This is a genomic window from Thermogemmatispora sp. (assembly GCF_019683755.1).
GTDB lineage: Bacteria > Chloroflexota > Ktedonobacteria > Ktedonobacterales > Ktedonobacteraceae > Thermogemmatispora.
In genome coordinates this window covers 1-19,127 of the sequence record NZ_JADGHT010000052.1, presented here as the reverse complement: position 1 = coordinate 19,127, position 19,127 = coordinate 1, and the positions used below count along the sequence as shown (strand labels likewise).

Here is a 19,127-nt window from a genome sequence, read left to right as displayed (position 1 = left end):
CGCCAGGGGGTAGCAATCGGCCTTTTTGTCAGGCGTCGTGCTGGGAGCCAAGGCCCAGGACCAGTCGTCAGACGAGCCACCGTGCACTATGCAGCACTGCGCGGCACTCGCAGCGAGAAATACGCTCTGCTGGAAAAGATGGACGTCGACACAACGCCCTGGCAACGCTTGCAGCCACAACCGCGTTTCTATTTCTTCGTGCCACGCACTCTGGCTCATCAGGCTGAATGGGAGCGCTATCCCTCTCTACCCGAGATCTTCCCCCTCTATGGCACAGGCATCAAAACCCACCTGGATGCCGTGCTGGTGGGCCCCTCGGATGAGGCTATTGCTCAGCAGATTGCTGCTTATGTGGCCCAGCATGCTCAGGAGCCGAGCCATCAGAGACCCGGACAGGGATCAGCAGTGACAACTGACGCTAGCCGCCGCGGTACGCCCCAGCACAAGGCCCGGCTGCTGGGTCAGCTTCTGAGCCTGCCACCACAAGAGGTTTACCGCGACTACGCTTATCGTCCCTTCGACACGCGCCGTATCGCTTACTGGCCCCCAGCTATCGAAGCCGGCGACCATCGCTTCGCCCTGATGCGCCACGCCCTGCGGCCTAACATCCTGCTTGTCACGACGCGCCAGCTCAGTCAGGAGAGCTTCCAACATGTCTTTGTCAGCAAGACCCTCACCGACATGTGCCTGCTCTCAACGGCGACCCGCGAATGTGCCTATGTTTTCCCCCTCTATCTGTTTGAGGACGAGGACGCGGACGCGCAGAAAAGCCGAGGAGTGGCACGCCCTAATCTGGCACCAACCTTTATCACGCTGCTCACCCGCCGTCTCAATCTACGCTTTGTCCCTTGGGGCAGCGGCGATCTGCTCACCAGCTTTGGACCAGAAGCAGTGCTCGCCTATCTCTACGCCGTTCTTCATGCACCGGTCTACCGCCAGCGCTACCGCGAGCAGCTCAGCTGCGATTTTCCGCGTTGCCCTTTGCCAACACATCGCACCGGCTTTCGTCTGCTTTATCGCATCGGCAATCGTTTGCTCAAACTGCATCTGCAGGCAAGCCTACCCTGCCCTTCGGCCTATGTCTTGCCACCAGCCCTGGCGACGCGCCTCCAGATCGACTGCGTGCACTATACTCCAGATGGACGCCTCTGGCTGAACAGGCGCCAGGCACTGGAGGGCCTGCCGCCTGAGTGTTGGCATTTCCGCATCGGACATTATCAAATCTGCGCGCGTTGGCTTCAGGAGCGCCTCGGGCAGGAGCTGTCTCCGGTTGATTATGAGCGCTATCGCTTACTACTGGCAATCATCGCTGAGACGCAAGAGCTGATGGCCCAAAGTAGTAGCGCTCTAGAAGCGCTCCTTTCTTGAGCCAAGCAAAGAGCGCTGGCTTAGGAGTAGACAGCCAGGACGCAGTTTCTTGTCAGGGAGACCTCTCATCCCGTGAAGGCTAGAGCGATCTCAGACAGAAGGTCCTATTCTGTAAGCAAAAACCCTTGCTGGCACGTCTAAAGACAGTGGCAGAGTGCTATAATTATACGAGCATCTCCTATCCAGTCCACTCAGGCAGAGTCAAAGGTATCGGCTCTAGCACTGGGCCAAGCAGCGCAGCGGAAGCTGCTGCGCTGGCCAAAGCTCAGCGTCCCAGCAGCTTGGTGGTCTGGGGCAACAGGGTCGCACACAGGCCCGTCAAGTGCCTATTCTAGGAACGAGAGCCTGATAAGCAGGGCAGGAAGAGAAGGAGCAGGCCCAACACTACAAGTGAGGCCAGTCGAGGCTGGACGGCATCAGACTGGCCTAGAACTCCTTGCCTGGCCATTCAGGCGAATACTGGCCGCTCAGCCCGGGCGGACGATCACGAGCTTACGACGCCAACGGGTCGGGAAACTGCTCGCGATCGCTCTCAAGCAGCTCAGCCTGCTCCCTGCTGAGAGCGAGAGCCTGAAATTGACCGCGGCACACAAAGGACTATTGTAATTGCTGTATCATGACGAGACGAGAGACGAGGGGGCTGTTGGTCACATGGCCAAAAAGATCTTGATTATGGATGACGACCCCACCATCGCCGATCTCCTGACCGAGGCGCTCGCAGACGAGGGCTATGAAACTCATATGACGACGCAAAGTCTACGCTTCTACGACGCCGTACGCGAGCATGATCCCGATCTGATCCTGCTCGATATCATGATGCCCTACCTGGACGGACGGGATGAGTTGAAGCTGATGGAAATGTGGCTGGAGAAGAAGATCCCCGTGATCATCGTGACGGCCTACCCCAATGTGGCCCATGAAGAGCAGACCTTCCGCGATGCCGGCGTTGTGGAGATTGTGTCGAAGCCCTTTAATCTGGACGAGCTGGTCGAGCTGGTGCGCAAGACCATCGGCGAGCCGTGAAGAGCAGCGATAAGCCAAGGGGTAACCAGACAGCAAAGATAAAATCAGGAACAGCAAGGCTCACATCAGCGATAAGAGCAGACTGAGGGCAAGAGGAGAGTACGGCTATGGAGGCGAAAGTACGCGTCGCGCTCGACGCGATGGGGGGAGATTATGCCCCCGCGGCTACAGTGCAGGGAGCGGTGGAGGCGGCGCGTGAGTACGGCATTGGCGTCCAGCTCATAGGCCATGAGGACCAAATCCGTGCCGAGCTGGCCCGCTATGATACCCGCGGCCTGGACCTGGCGATTACCCACACCGATGAGGTCATCACTATGGATGAGCACCCGGCCAACGCGGTGCGGCGCAAAAAGCATGCCTCGCTGGTAGTGGCCCTGGAGCTGGTACGCGAGGGCCAGGCGATCGGGGCGGTCTCCGCCGGCAACAGCGGCGCGATGATGGCCGCCTCGTTGTTCGTGCTCAAGCGCATCGCCGGTGTTGATCGGCCTGCTCTGGGCACCGTCATGCCTACACGCACCGGGACGACCCTGGTGCTTGATGTCGGCGCCAATACAGACTGTAAGCCCGAGTACTTGCAGCAGTTCGCTCTCATGGGCGCCGTCTATATGGAGCGGATCTTCCGCATCAACCGCCCGCGGGTAGCCCTGCTGGCCAACGGCGAGGAAGAGACCAAGGGTAACCAGCAGGTACAAGAAGCTCATCGCCTGCTCAAAGAGAGCGCTCCTCAGCTTGGGCTGAACTTCATCGGCAATATCGAAGGGCGTGATATTCCCGCGGGCGCCGCCGAGGTCGTGGTTTGCGATGGCTTTGTGGGTAATGTAGTGCTCAAGCTGAGCGAGGGATTGGCTGAGACCCTGATCGCCATGCTACGCAGCCAGATGACCAGCAACCCGGTCAACACACTAGCAGCAGCGGTCCTGAAGCCGAGCCTGAAACAGCTCTTCAAACGTCTCGACTATGCTGAATATGGCGGCGTGCCGCTGCTGGGCGTCAACGGCGTAGCTGTCATCGCGCACGGACGCTCGAACGCCAAGGCCATCAAAAATGCCCTTCGGGTGGCGCGCGAAACGGCGGAACTGGGAGTAGTGAACGCGATTGCCGAAGGCCTGGCTAAGCTGGGAACCGGTGGCAGCCAACGCGCCGAGGCTGAGGTTTGAGGAAGGCCAGAGACAGCAAGCCGGTAACTTTGTCCATGTGCAGCCGCTGCCCAGATGATCGGTGGGTGCTGGACAACAGCAGGCAACAGCCAGCTAGCCAGGCCAGAGATCAACAAGAGGAAGCTTCCTTGACCATGAGCAGCTCCTGCGAGGCGTCAGGCCGCGCTGCGCCAGCCGACTTGCTCGCTAGGCAGCCAGGCAGGGCTGAGCCGTCAGTCCTCACGCAGGCTGCGCTTTAATTCACGCACAAAGCCGACCAGCCCCTCAAGCCAGGTCATTTCGGTCGAAGAGCCTTGCTTGCCCACCTGAGCCTGATACTTCAGACGAGCCTCACGCAGAGCGCGTACACGCAGCTCTGCGGCCCGGTGCACATCGTAGGCGGCGCGGCGTCGCGGGTCACCCAGCACCTCGTACGCCTCATTAATGAGCTTCATTTGCTGCTCATGCATGCTCTGCAGCCCTGGAGCGGCAGCCAGATGAGCATCGGGATGATAACGGCGTACCAGGCGAAGATAGGCGCGTCTGATCTCCTCGGGCGAGGCGGTTGGGGCCACACCCAGAATCGAATAGTAGTCCTGCATCGCTAGCCTCATTGACCCGTACTTCCGAAGCCGCCGCGACTCGGCCCAAGGGCTGTCACCTCTTGCCAGCGGGCCAAGGCCACCGGAACGAAAACACCCTGAGCGATACGCTCGCCACGCCTGACCAAGGCAGGCTCATCGCGGAAATTATAGACCTGGATCAGGATCTCATCGCCCTCACCGCAGTAGTCCTGATCGATAATGCCCACTCCATGAGGGATCAGCAGTCCCTTGCGTCGCGGCGTACTGCTGCGCAGGGTTACCAGCAGCAGGTAGCCTGGAGGGGTGCGCACAATCACATTCCCCGGAATGAAACCGAGATCGCGGGGTGCGATCTCAGTATCTTCGCGGCAGAGGAGATCAAAGCCAACCGAGCCGGCGGTGGCGTAGGTCGGCAACGGCAAGGTCGGGTCTACACGTTTGATCGCCACGTCGAGCGGTTGCAGATACTTGCTCATTTCTGCTATTCTAGAAAAGAGCTTTTGTGACGTCAAGAGAAAGTGCAGGATTTCCTTGCAGATAGGTGGCAACTGCCGTCGGAAGCCGACGGCCTCGTGCCGACCCCTGCCACTGCTATGTCAGGCCGCAGCCTGGTGTTAAGCCTGAAACTAAAGATCCTTGGGCTGGTGCTTCTGCTCTGTCTGGCTGTCAGCACAACAGTCTACGCAGCCAGCTCAACCTATCACGCGGTGCAGCACCTGCAACAGCAGAGCGCCTTAGTAAAAGCAGGAGATGTGCGTAGTATTCGCCCATGGATGACTATCCCCTATGTGGCTCACCTTTGTCATGTTCCCACAGCTTACCTCTATCAGGCCCTGCACATACCAGAGACACCCTCCGTGCAACATCTGACACTACATGCGCTGGCCCTGCGCACAAAACGCCCCGTCGATAGCCTGATTCGTACGCTGCAGCAGGCCATTGAGACCTATCGCCAGCAACATCGCACGTCGAGCAGCACCAGCATGGCAGAGCAGGCGGCACCTTCCGTCATGGCAGAGGGAGAGCGGCTATGAGCGCTTTGCTTCCCTATCTGGTGAACTGGCTCCAAGAGTATGGCTATCCGGCCTTGTGGGGCCTGGTTTTTCTGGGAGCCGCCGGCATTCCGCTTCCGATCACTCTCCTGCTCCTGGCAGCCGGCGCTTTCGCGGTGCTGGGAGATTACAATCTCGGCTTACTGGCACTGCTGGCCGTGAGTGGCGCCGTGGCCGGCGATAGCGTTGGCTATAGTCTTGGGCGCCGCTGGGGAAGCCGCCTGCTCGACTACCTGGAGCACTCACCCCAACACTGGATTCCGCGCCAGACGCTTAACCGCGCACGTCAGCTTTTCCATAAGCGTGGGGGCTGGGCGATCTTCCTGGGGCGGACAGTCTTCTCCGCCATCGGGGTGCCGATCACCCTGCTGGCCGGAGCCGAGCGCTACCCCTATCGCAAGTTTCTGCTCTTCGATACACTCGGCGAGCTGATCGGGGTCGGGCTTCCTCTCAGCCTCGGCTTTCTCTTCGGCGCAAGCTGGGAGGCGGTCGGCGAGATTCTGGGTACGGTCTCTCTGCTCCTGCTGGCCCTGGCTCTGGCTACCTGGCTGAGCTATCGCTTGCTGCTGCTCCTGCGCCGTCTGCGCACCACCCATGCTGAGCCTGAGATCAGGGCCCACTCCCAGCTAGAGGAGCCAGAACGGGCCGCTTCTCCAGGCGCAGCCCCCGGCTCTTCGGGTTCCCTGCCACTTTAACCTACCCCCAGGCGTATGTAATAGTGATCGCAACCTTGAGAAGCTTTGAGCTTTTAGCATCTAAACAACCTATTACATCTAGAGCATTTAGATATCGTCAATGCTGCCACAGACTGGCACGGAAGGAAACCTTTAGGGTATAATTGGAATAGCGCTGGAATATTTCTGGGCCGTACTGTGTTCCTATCGGTAGAAGCAACGTGTCTCGTCTTACATCTTTCTCCTACCCGGCGTTAGACCTGGTCTCACACAGGTCGAAGGCTCGCTTTCCCTGCGTGTAGGGTCAGACAGCCTCACTGCCGCTATCTTGCTGCTTAAGATAGACACTACCTTTTCATGGAGGGCGCACATGATAGACCTGGAGCGTGCCGACACGGGAAATGCGCTTACCTTAGACGACCAGCCCACACGAGACGATCCAGATCTGGAGAAGCAGCTTGACCAGTTGCTTACGAAGGATCTTGAATATATAGATTTTGATGACGACAACGACGACGCTGTTGTTGATGGAGAGGAGGAACCTGGCAAGGACGAAGAGCCTGAGCTGGACGAGGACCTCAGCGGTCTGGAGCCAGCAGCCCTGGAGTTAGAAGAGATGCCTGATATGCATGAAGAGCTGACGCAATTGCCAGGTTCGCCTGAGCTAGAAGACACTGCCTCGCTGCTCTCTCTTCCCTCCCTGCCTGCGACGCGCGGGGGTGCGGCACGCCGTTCGGGTGGGCGCCGGCGCCGCGCTGACTATGCGGATGAGAGCACGGCGAGCGCTCTAGACACCGGCGAATCGGATGCCGTGATGGCATATCTACGCGAGATCGGGCGTGTGCCGATGATCTCGCATGAGCGCGAAATCGAGCTGGCCAAGCGCATCGAGATGGGCGACCGCGAGGCCAAGAAGCAGTTTATTCTGGCCAATCTGCGCCTGGTGGTAAGTATTGCCAAGCGCTATGTCGGGCGCGGTCTGAGCCTGCTTGATCTGATCCAGGAGGGTAATATCGGGCTGATCCGCGCCGTGCAGCGCTATGACTGGCGTCGCGGTCACCGCTTCTCGACGCATGCCACCTGGTGGATTCGCCAGGCTATTAGTCGTGCGGTCGCTGATAAGGGGCGCACTATCCGCCTGCCAGTCTATGTGAATACGGCCTTGAACCGCATCCGCCGTGAGCGCCAGCGCTTGCTGCAGGAGCTGGGGCGCGAGCCGACGGAACAGGAGCTGGCCGAGGCCACGGGGCTGGACCCAATCCGTATGTTGGAGCTGCAGTCAGCCCCGGGCGCGCCTGTCTCTCTGGAGTTGCCTGTCGGCGAGGATGAGGAGCAGGAGCTGGGCGATGTGCTGGCTGATACTGAGTCCGCTTCGCCAGAAGATATTGCAACAACGCAGACGCTGAAGGACGAGGTCCAGCGCGTGCTTGAGTCGGTGCTGACGCCGCGCGAACGCCTGGTGCTGCAGTTACGTTTCGGTCTGGGCAATGGCCAGGCTCATCCGCTGGAGCAGGTGGGCCGCGAGCTGGGGATTACGCGCGAGCGTGTGCGCCAGATCGAGGCCGGGGCTCTTGCCAAGTTGCGTCAGCCGCCGGTCCTGGAGCGCCTGCGTGGCTGACTTTCCCAGTTCGCGCTACCCGCATTCTTGCTTGCTGACTTGTCGTTCCCCAGTCCAGACCGGAGCTGCTTCTTTCGCCCGCCTGCAAGGCGCGGTGCAGCATGGCTCTCTCGGTATAAGCCACACTTGCCAGGTCGTCCGATACCGGTAAGTGAGTCCCGCTGGTCAAGCGTTCGCGATCTTTGCCAGGTATTGATCTCTCTCCTTATCGGAACCGAGTCCATCTGTGCTACGGGAACGGATCGGTCACAGAGCAGGAAAGGCAGCCCCCTGGTTGGTTACGGGGCTGCCTTTCCTGCTCTGTTTCTGGGCTTTAGCTGAGTCGACACCGCCCCGTTCGCTTTAGTTCTTCATGTGTGCTCTCCTCAAGCTCCTTGGCCGTAGAGCTGCAGAAAGCGTGCGACGGTGCGCAGGCCTTTAAAGAATTGTTTGAGGGAGTATTTTTCGTTGGGCGAGTGCAGATTGTCGTCGGGCAGCCCAAAGCCCATGAGGACGATGGGAACACGCAAGATGTCGTTAAAGAGGGCGGCAACGGGAATGGAGCCGCCTTCGCGAATGAAGACCGGCTCGCGCCCGTAGGTCTGCTGGAGGGCCGCCGTGGCAGCCCGGATGACTGGGGCCTCGGGCGAGACTAGTACTCCTTCGCCAGCGTGAATTTTGTGAATGCTGACTTCGACGTCGGGCGGGGCTAGCTCTTTGACGCGCCGTTCGAAGAGGCGGTACACTTCTTCAGCCGTGAGTCCCAGGTCGGGCGGAATGCGCATACTGATTTTGACTTTGCCGCTGGCGGGGATGACGGTTTTGGCTCCTTCGCCGCTGAAGCCGCCGACGAAGCCATGCACTTCAAGGGTCGGTCTGGCCCAGATGCGTTGTAGCGGCGGATATTCGGGTTCGCCGGAGAGTTGGGGGACGCCCATTTCCTGGCGTAGGGTCTCGGCCAGGTGAAGGGGATCTTCTTGCCAGAAGCGCTGTTCTTGCGGGGGCGCTTCGCGCTGGCGATCATAGAGACCAGGAATGTGGATGTGCCCCCGCGCGTCTTTGAGGCCGGCTATGATGAGCGCCAGGGCATGGAAAGGATTGGGGGCTATGCCGCCATAGGTGCCTGAGTGCAGGTCGCGGACGGCCCCGCGCGCTTCCACTTCGGTGTAGATGATGCCACGCAGCCCAGAGATGAGAGCCGGCAGGTCGGGCGCGGGCATGTGGGTGTCGCAGATGAAGACGGCGTCACAGCTCAGGCGCTCAGGATAGGTGCGTACATAGTGCTCGATGGATTCTCCGCCAGCCTCCTCCTCGCCTTCGATGAGAAGGCGCACGTTGACGGGCAGTCCGCCCTCGGTGGCCATGAGAGTCTCCAGGGCTTTGAAGACCAGCATCGTCTGCCCTTTGTCGTCGCAGGCCCCTCGACAGTAGAGGTTCTCGCCGCGGATGGTCGGCTCAAAGGGCGGCGTCTGCCAGAGTTCGATAGGATCAACGGGCTGGACATCATAATGTCCATAGATAAGTAGGGTGGGCCGGCCCGCCGCTTTGAGCCATTCGCCATAGACGAGGGGATGCCCTGGCGTTTCGATCAGCCGGACGTTGTCCAGACCGATGCTGCGTAGCTGGGCAGCGGCATATTCGGCTGCCCGGCGTACGTCGGCGGCATATTCGGGTAGCGTGCTGATGCTGGGAATACGCAGCCAGCCTTTGAGGTCTTCCAGGAAACGCTGCTCATGCTCTGCTATATACGCGTCTATCTGCGTCATGATAACTCTTCCTTCCTTAAGCGTCTGCAAGGGAAATCTGCCTGTTATGGTAACAGGATAGAAGCGGCTTTGTCCAGAGCAAGCCTTCCACCAACCCTGGCAGACTTCATGGCCCGCCCTGGCTTTGGCCGGAGTGGGAGCGAGTGGCTTTGACAGGAGGAAGGACAGCAAGGGCATCAATAGTCTGGCCCTTGCCGCTTGTGGCTGCGGCAGGCAGAATAAAAGGGAGAGGGAACACAGGGGAATTGTTGCGCTATGGGCGTGCTTGGTCTTGTTGGTACTGAGGAGCAGGGCTTCGCGCGCGAGGGAAGGAGTTGTTTCGCTTATGTGCGGTCGCTTTACGTTGATCACTGATTTGAAGACGATTGCTGAGATCTTTGGGGTGCCGGCCACGTTGGAGGCTCAGCCTCGCTATAATATTGCTCCTTCACAGGAGGTGGTGGCGATCCTGCATGAGGGAACTCGCCAGATGGCCTGGCTGCGCTGGGGCCTGATCCCTTCCTGGGCTAAGGAGGAGGCTATCGGCAATCGGATGATTAATGCGCGCGCTGAGACGCTGGCTGAGAAGCCGAGCTTTAAGCGCTTGTTGCGCTCGCGCCGTTGCCTGGTGGTAGCCGATGGCTTCTACGAGTGGCAGCAGATCAATGGGGCGAAGAGGCCGATGTACATTACACTGCGTGATGGGTCACCGTTCGCTTTCGCTGGCCTGTGGGATCAGTGGAGCGCCTCCGATGGGCGTACGCTGCGCACGTGTACGATTGTGACGACAGAGCCTAATGAGTTGCTGGCGACGATCCATAACCGCATGCCGGTAATTTTGCCGCGCGAGGCCTGCGAGCGCTGGCTCGATCCAACGCTGCAGGCGACGGAGGCCCTGCTGCCGCTGCTGCGCCCCTATCCGGCGGCGGAGATGCAGGCTCGCCCGGTCTCGCGCCTGGTCAATGATCCGCGTAATGAAGGCGCCGCTCTGCTGGCCTGAGTCCAGTAGCCGCACGGCAGCAGTAGTCTTGCAGCAGAGGGCCGCGGCTTTTTATAATGGCTTCAGGAGTCGCCGAGGACCCGCCGACCAATGCCCCAGCCAGCTAGATGGGGCGGTCGGTTCAGGTCGCTGGTAGGCTCCTTCTGGCAGCGCTTTGGGTCGCTGCAGTTATCTCACTCTGTGAAAGAGGGAGTCTGTCAATGGCTTCTGTGTCTGGTACAACGTTGGTGGATCGCGTGCTGCCGGCTCGTTCGCTGTCACGCTCCACAGCTCTGTTGCGCGATGGGGTATTGGTGCTTGGCTTCAGTGCATTCATGGCCTTATGTGCTCGTTTTTCTATTTATATTCCTTGGATTACTCCGGTACCGATCACGCTGCAGACGCTGGGTGTGCTGCTGACAGGGGCGGTGTTGGGTAGCCGACGCGGGGCGCTGGCTCTGCTGGCCTATCTGGCCGAGGGGGCGATGGGACTGCCGGTCTTCGCCGGCGGTGCTGGCGGTGTGGCGGTGCTGCTCGGCTATACTGGTGGCTACCTGTGGTCCTACCCGCTGGCAGCCTGGGTAACCGGCTGGCTATGTGAGCGGGGACTGGACCGCCGCTATGTGACGGCGGCCCTGGCGATGCTGCCCGGCTCGCTGATCATCTACGCAGTGGGCGTGCCCTGGCTGGCCCTGGTCCTGCACCTGGGATTAGATCGGGCCTTGTTGCTCGGTATGGTGCCGTTCCTGATTGGCGATACGCTGAAGCTGCTGCTGGCAGCGGCCCTGTTGCCCTCAGCCTGGTGGCTGCTGCGCCAGGGACCGCAGCATAGCTCACAGGAATAGCTCTCTACACGCGAATAGCTCGGCGGGCTGACTACGGTCACCTGTCAGGGTGTCCAGGCCAGTTGGCAAAACGTGCCGCAGTTGGAAGCTTCACAGGATAGTCATCCTGGAAGCTTCTTTTGTTGCTCTTCCCTATGAAAGGCAAAGGAATGAGCCAGGAGACTCCTTCAGAGGCCTTCGACGTCGAGGGAACCTTTGAGCCATCCGACTACCACTATTTCTACGATCCGGTGCTGACAGAGGAGCGTAGTGAGCGCGAGGTCGGGCAGATCTGGCAATTGCTGCGAATGCAGCCAGGAATGACAGTGCTTGATGTCACCTGCGGTTACGGGCGGATCGCTAATCGGCTGGCGGCGCGTGGCTGTCTGGTGAGCGGACTGGACAGCAAGGAGGCCCCTTTACTCTGGCTAGTCGGCGCCTGCGGGTCCTGGCCACCAGGTAGGCGCTTCCACCCAGTCTCAACGAGAGGCTCCCACCGACTCCATCCCCGCTTAGCGTGCCGCTAATGCTGGCCATAGACGCGGCGCGGGAAGGCCGGCTAATTCGCGTATCGCGGCTACAGTCTCCTGGGCATTGCGCACGAAGAGGGAGCGCACCGGTAAGCGCGCCTGAAATTCTTCGACGGTGACATCATCCAGAAAGCGCTCTCCGGCGTTGTCGAGCATGATGCGCGGGAGAAGGACGAGATCGCCAAGGTCCCCTTGTTCGAGCAGGGTGGCAAGCACATCTTGACCACAAAGCAGCCCGGCCACGGTCACCAGGGGACCAAAGAAGCGGTTTTCAACTGCGATGACGCGAGCTTCTAGCCCTTCGACGCGGTTGAGGTCCGCCGCTAGACGCTCGATGATGGGACGCGCCATTGTTCCAGTGACCAGGGTGACGCGCCGCGGCTGCAACAGGCGTGCAGGTAGACGGCGCCGCGCGCTCTCCCACTGCTCAAGGAGGTAGCGCGTCATGCCAACGCCGTTCTCAATCTGGGCGTAGTCTCCGTAATGGGCCGCAGGTGGGACCTCGCGCTCTGTGAGATAGTACCACTCGTCCGAGAGGTAGACGAAGGGATAGCCCTCGGGATGGCTGGCGGCAAAGCGCTGCTGATGGGCCTCGACTTGGGCGATGATGCGCTCGGCCTCTTCACGCGTGTAGGGGCGCAGCGGCGGCAGGTCAGCGGTCTTGAGCAGGTTGTTGTATTTGGTCAGACCCACGGGGACAACGGAGATCGATTCGACAATGGGACGCAGGGCAGCCAGGTCCTGAATGCTGCGTTCGAGATGTTCGCCGTCGTTGATGCCAGGGCAGAGCACAAGCTGCGTGTGACAGGTGATGTGTAGCTCCCCGAGGCGCCGGATCTGCTCTAGAATCTCGCCGGCTCGCGGCCCATCGACCATTTTGCGCCGCAGTTCCGGCTCAGTCGTGTGCACCGAGACATAGAGCGGACTCAGACGCTGCTCGGCCAGTCGCTGCCAGTCTTGCTCTTTGAGATTGGTCAGCGTGATAAAGTTGCCAAAGAGGAAGGAGTAGCGGTAGTCGTCATCTTTGATGTAAAGGGTGGAGCGCAGGCCGTGGGGCAGCCCCGGCTGCGGAGCATAGCGCGGCGGCAAGCCTTTGATAAAGCAAAAGACGCACTTATTGGCGCACTGGCGGATAAAGGGCGTTGGCTCCTCGCCGAAGATCAGGCCCAGGCTCTCCCCCTGCTGACGCACGATAGTGACCTCGCGCTGCTCCTGCTGGCGCTCGAAGACGATGGTGAGTACGTCGTCGGCGCTGTAGAACTGGTAGTCGACCAGATCGCGAATCAGATGGCCGTTGATCGTACGAATGAGATCACCTGGCTGTAGGCCCGCGCGGTCAGCAGGGCTATCGGGCACCACCTCACGCACCCAACCGTAAAGCTTTGGCATGGACGCTGCTTCCTTCCTTTGACAGGCTGCCGTAGCTGTTTGGGCGGCGCCCCTTGGCGTCGTCCACTTTAATGCGCCGGCTGTCGTCTGCCCTTTTTTTGGAGATATCGGCCAAGATTATACGGCTGACCAGGCCTGGACGTCAAATCATCTTTGTCCCCTCCCCTGTGCCGGGGCCTTCCCCTGGCAGAGACGAGGCTCCCAACTGATTAACCGATGGTCCTATGGACCTTCTCCAAATTTCGGCCATTTTTGGGGTTATGACCTCCCCCCACGGTCGCTTTTTGAGGTTGTCCCAACTGGCCAGGAAGCTACTTTGTGCTACCTGCATCGTCTTTTCAGGAGCAGGCTCCTCGCTGGCTTCTTTCGACCGCGTCGCTCCCTGCTCGCTCTGGGCCGCCAGCGCGAGGCCCTGGCCGAACTGGCCCGGCTCCTCCCCGATCCTCAACTGCAGCGCCGTCGCTTCTACGCCTCCATCTCAGAAGCAGAAGGCCATCTCCTCCGAGAGCGCCTGATCAAGACAGGAGAGCCCGGGTCTGTCAGGCAGGTGGCATCTTCATACATGAGCAAGGCCGACAGTGCCGGGCCGTGCGCTTAGCCGCTCTCTAGCAAGCGTTCGACGTTAGCAAAAGCGCATAGCACGCCCTCCTTGACGGAGGTGGCCACCAGGGGAAAGCTATGCGGGGCGTAGAGCAGGTCGCGCAGATCTGCTGCACTTAGTCCGTAGAGATGAGCGACCAGGGCGTCGATTTCGTGCTGGAGCTGTAGCCGCTCTTTTCGCTGCTCTAGGGGCAGGGCGGGCGCGTCCTCTCTGCCCAAGAGCTCAACGCGCAGAGGAGCAAAGGCAGGGCCAAGGCAGACCAGGCGAGCAACGCGGCGCGCAATGGCCTGACAATGAGGCTCTTCTGCGGCCAGGCAGGCCAAAGGAAGCTGAGCGGCCTGGGACATAGTAATGTCCACTGAGACCTTGTGACGAATGACATAGTCAAGAACAAAGGAGTTGAGCAGGCCACAGAGATAGGCCAGCAGCCTTGGAGAGAGGCTGCGCTCATAGGCCAGGCTGAGCGGTTGAGTAGGCTCAGTACTCAAGAGGCTCAGCAACCTGGCGCGATTGAGGCGCCAGGGACGAACATAGGTGAGAGTGTTGCCGAGAAAGCAGCCCGCTGGCAAAATGGTGGCGATCAGACTACGCACATTAGTGCTACTGGCCACGCGACGGAAGACAAGACGCGGCGCCTCACAGTCGAGAGGCACATCGGCGGCGGTCAGGGGTCCGCGACCAGCAGCGGCCAATAGAGTCATCACGCGTTCGCGGCGTCTCCCCTGGAGAGGCTGAGGCAACGCTCTCCTGGCCAGCGCGTCAAGCTCCTGCTCCAGGCGTTCAAGCTCGCCACGCAAGAGAGCTTGTCGTCCTACTTCGGGCACCACATGGTAGCGCGGTGGAGCAAAGCATGGACAATACTGATGGATCATCTTGCCCTCGTAGAGCGGCCAGCCCACGCCAGCACGGTTAAACAGTCGGCGATCGTTCGTCATATCGAATTCGCGCGTCAGCGTCACCGACCAGCTTCCGGCCTCCTCCTGTTGGGGAGTCTGCCCGCCAAGCAACGGCCATGCGCCATAGATGTGGCTCAACAGGTCGGCCTCACGCTGAGTCCGCAGCTCTAGCAGCGAGAGCGTTTCTGGCGCAAAGCGCTCGATCAGAGCGCGCGGCAGACAGATAGTAAACCGCTCCTCGTCGCTCTGCAGCACGGCGGGATCATGGAGCATAAAGGCAGCACGGAAATGGGCAGCAGGCCGCTCGCGAGTAAAGACCAGCAGGGCAAATTTGCAGCGGCTGTCAATGGGAAAGAGACCAGCGCGGTTCTCAAAGCCAAGCAGTACAATGGGGCGGGCCTGGTCCAAGAGCAGACGGCGCAGCCCGGCACTGCTCTGATCGGTATAGAGGCTGGCTGGCACGACCAGGCCGCAAGAGCCTCCGGGACGCAGTAACTGATAGGCCCGTTCAACAAAGAGCCTGTAGCTGTTGAGGTCGCCACCGCTGGCTCTGCCGCCGCTAGGGGCCTGCTGGGCCGGATAGAGACCACTCTGACGCACATAGCGGCTCAGCCCCGCCAGCCAGTGCGCTTCGTCTCGCCAGGCGCTTTGAATCTGGCGATCGGCCAAGAGACGCTGACGCTGTTGCTCGGCTTCCGCACGCTCCAGGCGGCGGTAGAGAGGGTCATAGGAGGCGAAAAACTCGCGCGAGTTGGGCTTGAGCGTCTCCCAGGGCGGATTGGTCAGCACTGCATCAAAACCGGGTCGGCTCCGCAGGTGGCCGTCGCTCTCAAAGAAGATGGCGGGAAACTCTAGCTGCCAGTGAAAAGGCCGGATGCGCCTGACCAGGTGTCTCAGCGTCTGCAGATAGGCAGTGAGCGATGGTAACCCATCGACGCCATCCGAGCCGTTCGCCGAGTCTGTCGAAGCCTTTGCCTGAGTCCCATCCTCACCCCGGGCTACGGCGGTCAGAAGCTCAGCCCAGGTGTGGTCAGCAGGCAGCGACAGAGAGGTCTCGCCCTCAGTACTTCGCCTCCAAGCCCGAGCCGACGAAGAGCAAGAGCGTGGCCAAAACCAGAGCGCCACCCAGAGATCAGCCAGGCGCTGTATCCGTGCGCGCTCATCTGCCGTCGCGGGCAGAGTGTCCCCTGGCAGAGGGATCTGGCGTAACAGGCGAGCGAGGTGCCGAGGCCAAGACGCGCTCTCGGCGGCCGATCCCTTACCCGGCAGCGCTATACCAATAAGGCTGTTGCCACAGCGCAGATTCTCACGCACAAAGGGGGCCGGCTGTTCCAGTTGACCGATGAAGAGCCAGAGAGAAAGACGCGCCAACTCTACGGCCAGCTCATCGATGTCGACCCCATACAGACAGCGCTCTGCCACCAGGCGCCGATAGTGCTTCCAGCGCTCTGGAGAGGTCGTCGCCCCGACCTCCTCCTCTCCGAGCAAACGAGCATAGGCCCGGGCCAGATAGTCGCAGGCCGCGACTAACAGGGTGCCGGTGCCCATCGCCGGATCAACCACCCTGAGCGCAAGAATATCCTCGGCTCGCCGGCAGCGACTCACCAGCGGCTCTAACGTTCGTCGCACCAGATAGGGCACCAGAGCGGAAGGCGTCGAGTAGCTACCGCGGCTCTTGCGCCCACGGCTGGGCATTAGATAGATACTGCCGGGGGCAATGGTGCCCCCGACTGGGTAACGTCTCGGGCCGCCACGAGCAGCGGGGGCAAGATTGAAGCGCGCCGGAAGAAGGCCCCGCCTACCCCGCTCATGTACCTCATGCAGCGGTTCATTGGCCAAGCGCGGCATACATGCCAGCAAATCCTCATAGAGAGCTGCCGGCAGCCAGATCCAGCCGGTCTCAGGTGTCACCTCAGCGGAAAGCGCATCACAATTCAACAGGGCCAGTACCTGTGTCAGCACTCCATCCGGCACAGCCAGAGCGTCTAGGTAGGGCGTTGTTGCTGGATCAAACAGGCGGCCAGGATAGGAAGCCGACGTCAGCTCCGACCGCTGACAGCCAGAGTCGATGAGTGCACACACCTCTTGCAGACGCCGCCAGAGCCGACAGGTAGAGGCATCTCCCTGCTCGGCTCCCTCTTTGGGTTCCCCAGCGCCAGGCTGATCATCCCCAGCTCTAGTCAGGTCCAGGCACTCCAGATTAAGAGCGCACAGACCAGAGCGAAGGGAGCCGGTCTTCCTGATCGTCTGGATCAAGAAAAGGCGATAGATCAAGCGCAGCGTCTGCTCATAGAGACCTCCCAGATCCTGCAAAGCCAGTCTCGCAAGCCGGCTGCGCTCAGGGAGAGCATCAGCCAACCCTTCTGTCAGCAACCTGTGTGCTTGCCTGAGCAGTGCCGTCATCAAGAGTACCAACGCCTCGCGGGTTCGCTCTTTTAGCGCCGACAGCCGCCGAGCAGACTCTGTTTGCTGACTGATAGCAGAAGAGGCTCTGTTCGCTTGAGCAGTCAGCACTGATCTCATAGCTCGTTTAGACCTTCATCTCTCGCGACCGATAAGACATATCAGGATCGGGGACAAGAAGAGCACCCCTGGCCGTCGCTTGCCTGCCGCTCTCCACCCGCTAGGCAGGACTAGCGCATCGGCCAGCCAGGATATAGCTTTCGACCTGCCGGGTTGTCAATAGCCGCTAGAGCCAGCAAGCCAGCCCAGGCCAATGGCTGCTATCTAAAGAAGCCTTTGGCTCTTGTCCACTGCTTAAGCAGTAGGCATGCTAAGAGTGTAAAGCCAGGAAAGAGCCTCATAGTAAGAAGATCATCGCCCTAATCCACGGTCGGAGCTGCCAGGTGACAGCTTCCCCGTTGCAGGAAAACAGGATCAGCAAAAGGAGTTAGCAGCGTGGACACAGAGCAGCCAGCTCAGCCACAACAAGAGCTAGAGCGCGTTCGTCGACAAGATCGGGCCGTCAACGACGCACACTGGATACGCAGCTTGCTCAAACGCGCGCCGGTTGGAGTACTGGCCACCGTTGACGGTCATCAGCCGTTCCTCAACAGCAATCTCTTTGTCTACGACGAAGCAGAGCACGCCATCTATTTCCATACGGCAGTTGAGGGGCGAACACGTCGCAACATCGAGGGCAGTCAGCGCGTTTGCTTCACCGTCTACGAAATGGGGCGCTTACTCCCAGCTAAGACCGCCCTTGGTTTCAGCGTCGAATACGCCAGCGTCGTGGTTTTCGGAGAGGGCCGCATCGTCCAGGATCGGGAGCAGGCCCGGGCCGCCTTGCATCTGCTCCTCAAGAAATATGCCCCCCACTTGGAGCCAGGACGCGACTACCGGGCCGTCACCGATGAGGAACTGATGCGCACCAGCGTCTATGAGATCCGCATCAGCACCTGGAGCGGCAAAAGGAAGGAGGTAGCGGCAGATTTTCCAGAAGCCTACTACTATGGAGAAAAGCAGCAGGCACAAGAGCAACCTTAAGGCTACTGAGCTAGCCTGGCAGTCTAGTTTCTCCCACCCCCATCAGACTTGAATATCCCAGAAGAGCTGGCCACTCTCCATTAGATCTGAGAAGGAGAGGACGAAATTCTGCTGGCTTTGCGAGATCTCGTAGACCAGGGTACCGCGGATCTTCTGCTGCGGCTCCACCTTGCCCGACGGGGGCGGGCTGGCGAAACTCACATAGGTCATCTCGATCTCACGGCCCTCGGAATCCCGTAGCGTAAAATTGAAGCTCGCCGCTACCTCCTGCTCATTGTTCGAGATATTCAAGAGGGTAACGTCGATCAACAGGTAGCGATCGCCAGCTTTGGGCTGGTCAAAATCCTGGCCAGGGGAGGTCGTGACAGAGTTCAGCCTAATCTGCCAGCTATCGTTAAACGTCACCGTCTCGCCAACCTTGTGATGGACATTTCCAGCCGTGCTTGTTGTTGAAGATGAGGACGAAGAGGTAGCAGCAGGTGCGGGTGTTGCCTGCGACGCGCCGGCACTATTGCTGATGGGCACTCCCGTCGCAGTAGAGCTATTGCCGCTGAGCGCCGTCGACTGGGGAGCCCGGTTTGCCGTCGTGGACGTCGAAGTCAGCGTACCGATGACATCACCCAGACCTAGGCCGGTCAGAAAGACCACGATGAGCGCCACAATCCAGAGCCAGGTGATGCTACGGCGCAGAGGCGAAGTCTGGGTCGACACCGCCTTTCTCGTTGGGGCACCTGACCACGCCCCCTGAACAGCTCCTGGCAATGGCGGCGTTCCCTGAGCCGGCACCGGCACGATGCCGCTGGAAACACCAACGGTCGGAGCATACGGATCAGATGGCGTCCATTGGCTATAGCTGGGCCATGAGGGCGAGCCTCCAGGAATGGGCGTCTGGCCCCCCGCCGGCAGGCCTGGCAGCCCAGCCCCCGGCCCGGCTGGCACCTGATCAGAGGGAGGAGGGGGAGGAGGATAGGCTTGCATGATTCCCCTTTCTATTCATCTATTCACTCGCTAGCTATTTCTCCAACCCCTTAGACCTCTATGAGAGAGCATACGAGCAATAGCCCTGTACTAGTGAGGAACCTTTTTCGCTCAGTATCTACAGAGATCACAGAGGTTCTTCGCATCCTCTCGAAAAGACCGACTTTTTTCTCTTATCATATTCTAGCATAGAACTATATGATAGTGATACTCCTATAGTCGAGCCACATACCTGACCCGCCAGATCAGCACGAGCGGCACCGTA

Annotated in this window: 16 protein-coding genes; 10 read left to right on the top strand and 6 right to left on the bottom strand. The window is 60.1% G+C overall.

Annotated elements, in window-relative coordinates:
* The 3 genes from IRZ24_RS05890 to plsX form a co-directional block, all read left to right on the top strand.
* The coding region (locus tag IRZ24_RS05890; RefSeq protein ID WP_297161123.1) for a type ISP restriction/modification enzyme at positions 1-1,368 on the top strand (1,368 nt) is incomplete at its 5' end.
* Positions 1,369-2,019: 651 nt separating this feature from the next.
* Positions 2,020-2,391, top strand: a complete 372-nt coding sequence (locus IRZ24_RS05885; RefSeq protein ID WP_069805377.1) for a response regulator — start codon at positions 2,020-2,022, stop codon at positions 2,389-2,391.
* Between the two features lie 107 nt (positions 2,392-2,498).
* Complete coding sequence (gene plsX, locus IRZ24_RS05880; protein WP_297161121.1) at positions 2,499-3,548, top strand: phosphate acyltransferase PlsX; 1,050 nt, start codon at positions 2,499-2,501, stop codon at positions 3,546-3,548.
* 212 nt (positions 3,549-3,760) lie between these two features.
* Here plsX and IRZ24_RS05875 read toward each other — a convergent pair whose 3' ends face one another.
* Positions 3,761-4,129, bottom strand: a complete 369-nt coding sequence (locus IRZ24_RS05875; protein WP_297161119.1) for a DnaJ domain-containing protein — start codon at positions 4,127-4,129, stop codon at positions 3,761-3,763.
* Between the two features lie 8 nt (positions 4,130-4,137).
* Positions 4,138-4,587 (bottom strand): deoxyuridine 5'-triphosphate nucleotidohydrolase, encoded by a 450-nt coding sequence (locus tag IRZ24_RS05870; RefSeq protein ID WP_297161117.1) that lies wholly within the window; start codon positions 4,585-4,587, stop codon positions 4,138-4,140.
* A gap of 96 nt (positions 4,588-4,683) precedes the next feature.
* On the opposite strand from IRZ24_RS05870, the gene IRZ24_RS05865 reads away from it, so the two are divergent.
* From IRZ24_RS05865 to IRZ24_RS05855, 3 genes are all read left to right on the top strand, one after another.
* Positions 4,684-5,145, top strand: a complete 462-nt coding sequence (locus IRZ24_RS05865; RefSeq protein WP_297161115.1) for a hypothetical protein — start codon at positions 4,684-4,686, stop codon at positions 5,143-5,145.
* The gene (locus tag IRZ24_RS05860; protein ID WP_297161113.1) at positions 5,142-5,858 is read left to right on the top strand and encodes a DedA family protein; all 717 of its coding nucleotides are present in this window, start codon (positions 5,142-5,144) and stop codon (positions 5,856-5,858) included. Before IRZ24_RS05865 ends, IRZ24_RS05860 begins: the two co-directional genes overlap by 4 nt.
* Before the next feature lie 349 nt (positions 5,859-6,207).
* Positions 6,208-7,455: a sigma-70 family RNA polymerase sigma factor gene (locus tag IRZ24_RS05855; protein WP_297161111.1), complete on the top strand. Its 1,248-nt coding sequence runs from the start codon at positions 6,208-6,210 to the stop codon at positions 7,453-7,455.
* 365 nt (positions 7,456-7,820) lie between these two features.
* Here IRZ24_RS05855 and IRZ24_RS05850 read toward each other — a convergent pair whose 3' ends face one another.
* Positions 7,821-9,200 carry a dipeptidase gene (locus IRZ24_RS05850; protein WP_297161109.1) on the bottom strand — a complete coding sequence of 460 codons (1,380 nt, stop codon included), beginning with the start codon at positions 9,198-9,200 and terminating at the stop codon, positions 7,821-7,823.
* 325 nt (positions 9,201-9,525) lie between these two features.
* Between IRZ24_RS05850 and IRZ24_RS05845 the strand changes: the two genes are divergently transcribed.
* The 3 genes from IRZ24_RS05845 (at position 9,526) to IRZ24_RS05835 (ending at position 11,509) form a co-directional block, all read left to right on the top strand.
* The gene (locus IRZ24_RS05845; protein WP_297161107.1) at positions 9,526-10,179 is read left to right on the top strand and encodes an SOS response-associated peptidase; all 654 of its coding nucleotides are present in this window, start codon (positions 9,526-9,528) and stop codon (positions 10,177-10,179) included.
* Between the two features lie 200 nt (positions 10,180-10,379).
* Positions 10,380-11,003, top strand: coding sequence for a biotin transporter BioY (locus tag IRZ24_RS05840; protein ID WP_297161105.1), 624 nt, complete (start codon positions 10,380-10,382; stop codon positions 11,001-11,003).
* Between the two features lie 149 nt (positions 11,004-11,152).
* On the top strand, positions 11,153-11,509 hold the full coding sequence (locus IRZ24_RS05835) for a cyclopropane-fatty-acyl-phospholipid synthase family protein (protein WP_297161103.1): 357 nt from the start codon (positions 11,153-11,155) through the stop codon (positions 11,507-11,509).
* Here the strand turns inward: IRZ24_RS05835 and IRZ24_RS05830 are convergent.
* Entirely contained in the window at positions 11,495-12,901 is a 1,407-nt protein-coding gene (locus tag IRZ24_RS05830; RefSeq protein ID WP_297161101.1) for a DUF512 domain-containing protein, read from the bottom strand. The genes IRZ24_RS05835 and IRZ24_RS05830 overlap by 15 nt on opposite strands.
* 594 nt (positions 12,902-13,495) lie before the next feature.
* Entirely contained in the window at positions 13,496-16,801 is a 3,306-nt protein-coding gene (locus tag IRZ24_RS05825) for a hypothetical protein (RefSeq protein WP_297161099.1), read from the bottom strand.
* A 495-nt stretch (positions 16,802-17,296) separates the two neighbouring features.
* Here IRZ24_RS05825 and IRZ24_RS05820 point away from each other — a divergent pair, with 495 nt between their 5' ends.
* On the top strand, positions 17,297-17,884 hold the full coding sequence (locus IRZ24_RS05820) for a pyridoxamine 5'-phosphate oxidase family protein (RefSeq protein WP_297161097.1): 588 nt from the start codon (positions 17,297-17,299) through the stop codon (positions 17,882-17,884).
* A 42-nt stretch (positions 17,885-17,926) separates the two neighbouring features.
* Here the strand turns inward: IRZ24_RS05820 and IRZ24_RS05815 are convergent, their stop codons facing one another.
* On the bottom strand, positions 17,927-18,862 hold the full coding sequence (locus tag IRZ24_RS05815) for a DUF4352 domain-containing protein (RefSeq protein WP_297161095.1): 936 nt from the start codon (positions 18,860-18,862) through the stop codon (positions 17,927-17,929).
* Between the last annotated feature and the right edge of the window lie 265 nt (positions 18,863-19,127).

Excerpts from the sequence above, each read along its gene's own strand:
- IRZ24_RS05860 (WP_297161113.1), top strand. The coding sequence starts at position 5,142 with ATGAGCGCTTTGCTTCCCTATCTGGTGAACTGGCTCCAAGAGTATGGC.
- IRZ24_RS05870 (WP_297161117.1), bottom strand. The coding sequence starts at position 4,587 with ATGAGCAAGTATCTGCAACCGCTCGACGTGGCGATCAAACGTGTAGAC.
- IRZ24_RS05825 (WP_297161099.1), bottom strand. The coding sequence starts at position 16,801 with ATGACGGCACTGCTCAGGCAAGCACACAGGTTGCTGACAGAAGGGTTG.
- IRZ24_RS05835 (WP_297161103.1), top strand. The coding sequence starts at position 11,153 with ATGAGCCAGGAGACTCCTTCAGAGGCCTTCGACGTCGAGGGAACCTTT.
- plsX (WP_297161121.1), top strand. The coding sequence starts at position 2,499 with ATGGAGGCGAAAGTACGCGTCGCGCTCGACGCGATGGGGGGAGATTAT.
- IRZ24_RS05875 (WP_297161119.1), bottom strand. The coding sequence starts at position 4,129 with ATGCAGGACTACTATTCGATTCTGGGTGTGGCCCCAACCGCCTCGCCC.
- IRZ24_RS05815 (WP_297161095.1), bottom strand. The coding sequence starts at position 18,862 with ATGCAAGCCTATCCTCCTCCCCCTCCTCCCTCTGATCAGGTGCCAGCC.
- IRZ24_RS05885 (WP_069805377.1), top strand. The coding sequence starts at position 2,020 with ATGGCCAAAAAGATCTTGATTATGGATGACGACCCCACCATCGCCGAT.
- IRZ24_RS05830 (WP_297161101.1), bottom strand. The coding sequence starts at position 12,901 with ATGCCAAAGCTTTACGGTTGGGTGCGTGAGGTGGTGCCCGATAGCCCT.
- IRZ24_RS05840 (WP_297161105.1), top strand. The coding sequence starts at position 10,380 with ATGGCTTCTGTGTCTGGTACAACGTTGGTGGATCGCGTGCTGCCGGCT.
- IRZ24_RS05845 (WP_297161107.1), top strand. The coding sequence starts at position 9,526 with ATGTGCGGTCGCTTTACGTTGATCACTGATTTGAAGACGATTGCTGAG.
- IRZ24_RS05850 (WP_297161109.1), bottom strand. The coding sequence starts at position 9,200 with ATGACGCAGATAGACGCGTATATAGCAGAGCATGAGCAGCGTTTCCTG.
- IRZ24_RS05855 (WP_297161111.1), top strand. The coding sequence starts at position 6,208 with ATGATAGACCTGGAGCGTGCCGACACGGGAAATGCGCTTACCTTAGAC.